The following is a 7,642-nucleotide window of genomic DNA, read 5'->3' on the forward strand; positions in this document are numbered from 1 at the left end:
TGGTTCGAGTCCAGGTCGCGGAGCCAAATTGAAAAACCCGGCATCAGCCGGGTTTTTTATTGCCTGCGATTTACCTTACGCCAGCGCGGCCAGTGTTTCATCCGCCTCGGCCCGGCCTTTAGCTGCTTCCTCCGGCCCCATCGACTGCCCCTCTACGTTGACGAACTCAACATCGGTGATGCCGATGAAGCCCAGCAGCTGACGTACGTGCGGTGCCTGGAAGTCCAGTGGCGAACCGACGTAGCGACCACCGCGTGCAGTCACCACGTAGACCTTGCGATCCGGCGTCAGGCCGACCGGGCCAGCCTCGGTGTACTTGAAGGTACGGCCCGCGCGCAGCACGTGGTCGAACCAGGCCTTGAGGGTGGAGGTCATGCCGAAGTTGTACATCGAAGAGGCAATGACGACGACATCAGCGGCCAGCAGCTCATCAATCAACTGGTCAGAGCGCGCGGACGCAGCCTTCTCTGCATCAGTCTGCTCTTCAGCCGGCTTCATCCAACCGCCCAGCAGGGTCGCGTCCAGGTGCGGTACGGCCTCCGCACCCAGATCACGGGTCACCACCCAGGAGCCCGGGTATTTGGCCTGCAGCCGGGCGACCAGGTTGTTGGCGTATTCCCGGCTCAGAGAGCCTTCCTGGCGGGCGCTGGACTGGACGACAAGAATCTTTTTCATGGTGTTGCTCCATCAATGTTGGCGAGATGGAGCCATGATAGAACCAATAAAAAGATAAAAAAGCGCAAAAAGACGCTTAAAAACATCGATGAAACTGATAGATTTAGCTGGCGTGGCACCTTAGCGTGATACGCACACGGGTGATCGCACGCAGGAATGACTGGCTGATCGTTGTGCTTTCTCCCGCAGCCAGCTTGACCCGCCGCGGCGTCGGTCGCTCCGGCCCATTGACGAAGGTCGCCTCACACAGCGCGGCAGCGCTGCCGGTGTTGCGCAGCAGCACCGTGGCGATATTGCTCATATCGGTCGTCTCAGCCTCGATGCTCACGCCTTCGAGCTGGCTTTGCAGATCAATCGGAAAGGCCTGCACACCGGCAGGCAACAGGCAGGCAAACAACAGACTGGCAGCGGCAATGATGCGCATGGTTAGCTCCTGGCGGCAGATCGGTTAGCGGCACTACGCTGGCACCACACGGGACATTCACTTGTCCCGCAACCACAATACGGCAGAGGATGGCAGGATGAAAGCACCCCGTGTAACCCTTGAGCAATGGCGCACGCTGCAAGCCGTGGTAGACCATGGCGGCTTTGCCCAGGCCGCCGAGGCGCTGCACCGATCGCAATCCTCGATCAGTTACACCGTCGCCCGCATGCAGGAGCAGCTGGGCATCTCGCTGCTGGAAATAGAAGGCCGCAAGGCGGTACTGACCGAAGCCGGCGCGGCCCTGTTGCGCCGCTCCCGGCAGCTGGTGAATCAGGCCAGCCAACTGGAAATGCTGGCCAGCGAGATGGATCAGGGTTGGGAGGCAGAAGTACGCCTGGTGGTCGATGCCGCCTACCCCACCGATCGCCTGGCCAGCGCCCTGCGCGCCTTTATGCCGCAAAGTCGCGGCTGTCGGGTCCAGCTACGCGAAGAGGTGCTGTCCGGCGTGGAAGAGCGTCTGCAGGACGGCACGGCTGATCTGGCCATTTCTGGCCTCAGCATCGCCGGCTACCTGCCACAGCAGCTCAACGCCGTACAATTTGTGGCTGTTGCGCACCCGGATCACCCGCTGCACCAGCTGCAACGCACCCTCACCCACGACGACCTGGCGACGCATCTGCAGGTCGTCATCCGCGATTCCGGCGAGCGGCAACCACGCGATTCCGGCTGGCTGGGCGCCGAGCAACGCTGGACCGTTGCCAGCCTCGGCACCGCCGCTCGCCTGGTTGCCCGAGGTCTGGGCTTCGCCTGGCTGCCCGAGCATGAAATAACTCAGTATCTGAACAGCCAGCAACTAAAACCCCTGCCGCTGGAGCAAGGCGCCCAACGCTCGGCCTACCTGTTTCTCTATGCCAACAAGGAGCGCCCGGTCGGTCCCGCGACGCGCATTCTGGCTGACCTGATCATTGAACATTCGATGACATAGCATTGAAGGGCTTCAATTCCCTGTAATTTCACGCCTAGAATGGCCCTTTCGGCCATTCGGACCCTGCCCATGCCGCAGATCACGCTGAACGACTGTCAGTTTCACTACACCGACCAGGGCTCCGGCCCGCCGCTGCTGCTGCTGCATGGCCTGGGCTCCAGCGAACAGGACTGGGAATATCAGCTCCCTGCATTGACGCCGCACTACCGGGTACTCTGCCTGGACATGCGCGGCCACGGCGGTACCGAGAAAACCGGCAAGGGCTACTCGATTGAACTCTTCGCCCGCGATTGCCTGGCCTTTATCCGCGCGATGGATCTGCACAAGCCCCATATCGTCGGCCTGTCCATGGGCGGCATGATCGCCTTCCAGCTGGCCACCGACGCCCCGGACGTCCCCGCCAGCCTGACCATCGTCAACAGCGCTCCCGAAGTCATCCCGCGCAAACCGCTGGAATACTGGATGGCCGGCAAGCGCTTGTTCTTTGCCCATGTATTGCCCATGTCGGCGATCGCCAAGGGCCTGGCCCGGCTGCTGTTTCCCAAGCCCGATCAGGAGCATCATCGCCAGACCTTTATCGACCGCTGGTGCGCCAACGACCGCAAGAGCTATCTGGCCTCCCTGCGTGCGATTGTCGGCTGGGGCGTCAGCAACCGGCTGGATCGCATCAACTGCCCGGTTCTGGTGGTCAGCGCTGACCGTGACTACACACCGGTCGAGCACAAACGTGAGTACGTCAGTCATCTGGGGGATGCGCGGCTGGAAGTCATCGCCGATTCACGGCATGCTACGCCGGTCGACCAACCGGACACCTTTAACCAGTTGCTGCTGGATTTTCTCGCCGAGGTCGACAGCGGCCCGGCCGCCGCAATAACAGATCCCGCCCAAGCGGGACTTACAAGCCCCTGACCACGGAGTCATCCATGCTGAAACACCTGATTGGCGCTGCCGCCCTAACCCTGTTCAGTACCGCCGCCCTGGCCGACAACCCCCGCGTACAGTTGAGCACCAGCCTTGGCGATATCGTCGTCGAGCTGAACGAAGAGCAGGCCCCCATCAGCACCGAAAACTTCTTGCGTTATGTTGAAGCCGGCCACTACAACGGCGTCATCTTCCACCGCGTGATTCCTGGCTTCATGATTCAAACCGGCGGTTTTGACAGCAACATGCGTCAGCTTGAAACCGGCAACCCGATCAAGAACGAAGCAGACAACGGCCTGAAAAATCGCCGCTACACCCTGGCCATGGCCCGCACCCAGATCGTCGACAGCGCGACCAGCCAGTTCTTTATCAATCTGAGCGATAACGACTTTCTCGACCACGGCGGCCGCGACTTCGGCTACGCCGTCTTCGGTGAGGTGGTCAGCGGTCAGAACGTCGTCGAGACCATCGGCAAGGTACAAACCACCAGCCGCGCCGGCCACCAGAACGTACCGGTCAACACGGTCAGCATCATCAGCGCCACTCGTCTGGAAGACGGCGCCGAGTAAGCCCGCTACTCAGCTGCCTGCCGAAACGGCAGGTAGCTGAGCGCATCCTCCCGATACGCCTTCACCCCAGCGCGCTCGCGCAGCAGAAAATCCCCCACCGCCTCATGCAGCCCTGGTTGCAGCTTGTGCCACGACTGCGTCAACACCGGTTCAAAGCCGCGCACCAGTTTGTGCTCGCCCTGAGCGCCAGCATCAAAGCGCTTTAACCCTTCAGCAATACAGCGCTCCATACCCTGATAAAAACAGGTTTCAAAGTGCAGTCGGTCGTACTCCTCCAGGCAACCCCAATAACGACCGTAGAGCGTATCGCCACCGACCAGAAACAGCGCCCCCGCCACCGCCCGCTCGCCCTGCATAGCAAACAACAGGCGCACATTGGCGTTGCAGTCGCGGCTCAACAGAGTAAAGAACACAGGCGGCAAGTAGGGCTCCTGCCCGCGCTTGTAATAGGTGGCCGCGTAGAACGGATAAAACTGCTGCCAGGCGGCGGCGTCCAGCTGATCACCCGCCAACCAGCAGAAGTGAATTCCTTGGTCGCGAATGGCCTGCCGCTCCTTGCGAAAGTTCTTGCGCTTGCGCGAGTTGCAAGCCGCAAGAAAATCATCAAAGCAGGCGTAATCGCGGTTGTACCAATGAAACTGACATCCCAGACGCTGCAACCAGCCACGCTCGGCCAGCCATTCATTCTCTGCTCCGGTATTGAACAGCAGGTGCAAGCTGGACACCCGCTGCCCCTGCAGATCGACATCCAGACTGTCCAGCAAGGCGCCCGCCGCATCGGCGTCACGGGCTATCAGCCGCGGCCCTTGCACCGGCGAAAACGGCGCCGCGCTCAGGTACTTGGGATAATAGGCCCGCCCTGCCCGCTCCCAGGCGTCCGCCCACTGCCAATCGAACACATACTCACCCCAGGAATGATCCTTGAGATACAGCGGCAGCAGCGCCTGCAACTGGCCATCGCGCTCCACCACCCGGTGCGCCGGCTGCCAGCCAGAGGCCGCGCCCACCGCGCCACTGTCCTCCAGCGCACGGATAAAGCCGTGACTCAGAAACGGGTAGTCGGCCGCCAGCAGGCCATCCCAACAGGCAGCAGCAATATCATTGATGGACGTGAGGTGTTTGGGCACCATGGATCAACTCGGCAGGGTCATGTTCAGCCCGATGATGACCGCCTGCCGATTCAGTAGCAAGATAGTGGACGCAGCCACAGGCCCCCGCAGGCAACATCGGCAGCATCACCCTCGGCGAGAGTCCGCCCATGACGCACACAGACACAACCAGCCTGACCCAGCAGCGCTGGCAGCAGATTCAGCAACGTGACCCGGCAGCCGATGGCCGCTTTATCTACGCCGTGATCACCACCGGCGTGTACTGCCGCCCCAGTTGCCCGTCCCGCCAGGCCAAGGCCGGGAACCTGCGCTTCTTTGACAACACCGCCCAGGCCCGCGCCGCCGGCTTTCGGCCCTGCCTGCGCTGCAAGCCAGACGAAGCCCCCGGTACGACGCGACACAGCCGTATCACTCAGCTCTGCCGCCTGATCGAGCAGGCAGAGCAAACACCCACACTGCAGCAACTGGCCGATAGCGCCGGATTAAGCCGCTGGCACCTGCAGCGCGAATTTCGCCGTGAAACCGGGCTGACCCCGCGAGAGTACGCCCGCGCCGTGCGCCAACAGCGCCTGCAGCAGCACCTAAGCGGCGCTGGCACCACCACCGACGCCGCCTATGCCGCCGGCTACAGCTCCTCCAGCCACTTCTACGCCGACGCCGCCTCGGAGTTGGGCATGTCCGCCAGCGACTACCGCCAGGGCGGACAACAGCAACAGATCCGTTTTGCCACCGGCCCCTGCCCGCTGGGCCGCGTCCTGGTTGCTCGCAGTGACCTGGGCGTGTGCGCCATTTTGCTCGGTGATGATGATCGCCAGCTTGAGGACAATCTGCGCGCACGCTTCCGCAACGCCCAGTGCACCGCCGATCACGGCTTGGCAGACCAACTGCGCACTGTGACCGCCATGATCGAAACCCCGCACCAGGCACCAACACTGCCGCTGGACATACGCGGCACCGCCTTCCAGCGTCGCGTCTGGCAGGCGCTACAAGCAATACCGCCCGGCGAGACGCGCAGCTACGCCCAACTGGCTACGGCACTGGGTACACCGACCGCCGCTCGCGCTGTCGCCGGTGCCTGCGCCGCCAACCCGCTGGCCATAGCCGTCCCCTGCCACCGCATTGTGCGCGGCGACGGCAGCCTGTCCGGCTACCGCTGGGGCGTGGAGCGTAAACGCGCGCTGCTGGAGCGCGAAGCACAAGGCGTAAAGGATGACTGACCTGCACACCCGCCTGGCAATCGCGCTGCCGGGGGACTTTCGTCACGCCGACGTGCTGCGCTTTTACGCCCGCGACCGGGAACAGGTATCGGAACGCACGCAAGATCAACGCATCGAAAAGGCCCTGCATTGGCAACGCCAGCCCGCGCTGCTGCAGCTAGACCTCGGCGCCCCCGACACGGCTCGCGCCGTATTGAAGGGCGCAGAGGCCGACCCGGCGCAGCTGCAAGACCAGCTACACAGCATGCTCGGCCTCAAACAAGACATCACCAGCCTGCATGCAGCCCACGGCAGTCATCCGGACATCGCTCGCCTGCTGGCCTACACACCGGGTCTGCGCATACCGCAAAGCGCAAGCCCCTTTGAAGCCGCCTGCTGGGCCGTCATCGGCCAGATGATCAGCGTAGAAGCCGCCATCTCGGTCCGCCGCAAGCTCATTCGCCAACTCGGCACACCGCTGGCCAACGGCATGATCTGTCACCCGCTGCCCGAACAGCTGCTGGCCGCCAGCCCCGAGCAATTGCGCAGCTGCGGTCTCTCCGCCGGCAAAGCCGCCACCCTCACCCGCCTGGCAGGCGCCGTAGAAAGCGGCGCCCTGCCCCTAGACCACTGGGCAACGCTGTCGCAACCGCCAGCCGATGAGATCAGCGCCGCCCTCAGCCAGATCAAAGGCATCGGCCCCTGGACACAAAGCTACATCCTGCTGCGCGGCTACGGCGCACTGGATGGCTCCCTGCACGGCGACGTCGTAGTACGCAAACGCCTCGGCGCCCTGCTCAACCTACCCGAGCCGCCAGACCAGGCCTTTACTCAACAATGGCTAAGCCAATTCGCCCCCTGGCGCGCCCTGGTCGCCGCCCACCTCTGGGCCATGCCAACCGATACCCCAACCAAAGACTACTGAGCCGCAAACCGGTAGCGCCTGGCCAGTAAAATGGTGTATTGATGAGGCACAACGCCGCCAGGCACCGCAGACACTCAAGCGCATACCGGGCATACCGGACTGACGGGTAGTAACGCATTCACGTAATCACGCAGTCGCGCGAATACGCTCAAACCACCAAGGAGGGTGATAACCACATGATTTCACTAGAAAAAGCCCCCACCACAACCGACCGACGCACGGAGTTATCTCGAATGCACGGTTATGTATTAGTGCTGCGTGCTGTCTAATCACTGTTAATTTTGAAAGGCGTCAAAAGGTGAGATATGGATTTGGCCCTTAAAATTTTCCAGATTGGTTTTTACGTTACGGCTTCAGTAATTGCCGTTCTGACGTTCGTTAAAGCCAAGAATGGACTATTGAACTCGGTGAACACCGAGTACCAGAAAAAGGTGATGGAACGACTTTCTGACCTGTCCGATGAAATCTGGGAGGAATTCGATTTTTCTTCAGCTAACCATTGGTCAAAGAATAAAGCTTTGGATGAGGTTTTAGAGCGGATTCATGAGTACGCAGCCGAAAACAAGCACGAAATTTTGACCGGTAAAGCTGGATTTGCTGGGGTGCCATTGCCGCAGAGGCAATTAGAAATGATGGCATCTTTGGAACGAATAAAATCAGATCCATTCATCCCGTCGAGAATTAGAGGAAAGTTGGTTGATATTCTGGAGCGGCGGATATCATCAACATTCGAGGCATATCACTCTGTCATCAAAGACTACCAAGACGATCTTGCAAAGGGTAAAGGTTGGGATTCGTTTGAGCTCAACAAAAGCCTTGGTGGTCTCAATGACCAAGT

The 7,642-nt window shown here is 61.1% G+C and carries 9 protein-coding genes; 6 read left to right on the top strand and 3 right to left on the bottom strand.

Annotation, left to right across the window (positions count from 1 at the left end; all coding sequences use genetic code 11):
- Positions 1 to 75 precede the first annotated feature (75 nt).
- The gene (locus tag CNQ84_RS14090) at positions 76 to 675 is read right to left on the bottom strand and encodes an FMN-dependent NADH-azoreductase (RefSeq protein ID WP_096005483.1); all 600 of its coding nucleotides are present in this window, start codon (positions 673 to 675) and stop codon (positions 76 to 78) included.
- A gap of 103 nt (positions 676 to 778) precedes the next feature.
- On the bottom strand, positions 779 to 1,099 hold the full coding sequence (locus CNQ84_RS14095; protein ID WP_096005484.1) for a 3-phosphoglycerate kinase: 321 nt from the start codon (positions 1,097 to 1,099) through the stop codon (positions 779 to 781).
- Positions 1,100 to 1,196: 97 nt separating this feature from the next.
- Here CNQ84_RS14095 and CNQ84_RS14100 point away from each other — a divergent pair, with 97 nt between their 5' ends.
- The 3 genes from CNQ84_RS14100 (at position 1,197) to CNQ84_RS14110 (ending at position 3,574) form a co-directional block, all read left to right on the top strand.
- Positions 1,197 to 2,084, top strand: a complete 888-nt coding sequence (locus CNQ84_RS14100; protein WP_096005485.1) for a LysR family transcriptional regulator — start codon at positions 1,197 to 1,199, stop codon at positions 2,082 to 2,084.
- A 69-nt stretch (positions 2,085 to 2,153) separates the two neighbouring features.
- Complete coding sequence (locus CNQ84_RS14105; RefSeq protein WP_096005490.1) at positions 2,154 to 2,993, top strand: alpha/beta fold hydrolase; 840 nt, start codon at positions 2,154 to 2,156, stop codon at positions 2,991 to 2,993.
- Between the two features lie 14 nt (positions 2,994 to 3,007).
- Positions 3,008 to 3,574, top strand: coding sequence for a peptidylprolyl isomerase (locus CNQ84_RS14110; RefSeq protein ID WP_096005486.1), 567 nt, complete (start codon positions 3,008 to 3,010; stop codon positions 3,572 to 3,574).
- Between the two features lie 5 nt (positions 3,575 to 3,579).
- Here CNQ84_RS14110 and CNQ84_RS14115 read toward each other — a convergent pair whose 3' ends face one another.
- On the bottom strand, positions 3,580 to 4,704 hold the full coding sequence (locus tag CNQ84_RS14115; RefSeq protein WP_096005487.1) for a GNAT family N-acetyltransferase: 1,125 nt from the start codon (positions 4,702 to 4,704) through the stop codon (positions 3,580 to 3,582).
- Between the two features lie 128 nt (positions 4,705 to 4,832).
- On the opposite strand from CNQ84_RS14115, the gene ada reads away from it, so the two are divergent.
- From ada to CNQ84_RS14130, 3 genes are all read left to right on the top strand, one after another.
- Positions 4,833 to 5,900, top strand: a complete 1,068-nt coding sequence (gene ada / locus CNQ84_RS14120) for a bifunctional DNA-binding transcriptional regulator/O6-methylguanine-DNA methyltransferase Ada (RefSeq protein ID WP_096005488.1) — start codon at positions 4,833 to 4,835, stop codon at positions 5,898 to 5,900.
- Positions 5,893 to 6,804 carry a DNA-3-methyladenine glycosylase 2 gene (locus tag CNQ84_RS14125; protein WP_096005489.1) on the top strand — a complete coding sequence of 304 codons (912 nt, stop codon included), beginning with the start codon at positions 5,893 to 5,895 and terminating at the stop codon, positions 6,802 to 6,804. The genes ada and CNQ84_RS14125 overlap by 8 nt, the downstream gene beginning before the upstream one ends.
- Before the next feature lie 305 nt (positions 6,805 to 7,109).
- The coding region (locus CNQ84_RS14130; RefSeq protein WP_133065906.1) for a hypothetical protein at positions 7,110 to 7,642 on the top strand (533 nt) is incomplete at its 3' end.

The organism is Pseudomonas abyssi, assembly GCF_002307495.1.
Classification (GTDB): domain Bacteria; phylum Pseudomonadota; class Gammaproteobacteria; order Pseudomonadales; family Pseudomonadaceae; genus Halopseudomonas; species Halopseudomonas abyssi.

Excerpts from the sequence above, each read along its gene's own strand:
- CNQ84_RS14090 (WP_096005483.1), bottom strand. The coding sequence starts at position 675 with ATGAAAAAGATTCTTGTCGTCCAGTCCAGCGCCCGCCAGGAAGGCTCT.
- CNQ84_RS14115 (WP_096005487.1), bottom strand. The coding sequence starts at position 4,704 with ATGGTGCCCAAACACCTCACGTCCATCAATGATATTGCTGCTGCCTGT.
- ada (WP_096005488.1), top strand. The coding sequence starts at position 4,833 with ATGACGCACACAGACACAACCAGCCTGACCCAGCAGCGCTGGCAGCAG.
- CNQ84_RS14125 (WP_096005489.1), top strand. The coding sequence starts at position 5,893 with ATGACTGACCTGCACACCCGCCTGGCAATCGCGCTGCCGGGGGACTTT.
- CNQ84_RS14105 (WP_096005490.1), top strand. The coding sequence starts at position 2,154 with ATGCCGCAGATCACGCTGAACGACTGTCAGTTTCACTACACCGACCAG.
- CNQ84_RS14095 (WP_096005484.1), bottom strand. The coding sequence starts at position 1,099 with ATGCGCATCATTGCCGCTGCCAGTCTGTTGTTTGCCTGCCTGTTGCCT.
- CNQ84_RS14100 (WP_096005485.1), top strand. The coding sequence starts at position 1,197 with ATGAAAGCACCCCGTGTAACCCTTGAGCAATGGCGCACGCTGCAAGCC.
- CNQ84_RS14110 (WP_096005486.1), top strand. The coding sequence starts at position 3,008 with ATGCTGAAACACCTGATTGGCGCTGCCGCCCTAACCCTGTTCAGTACC.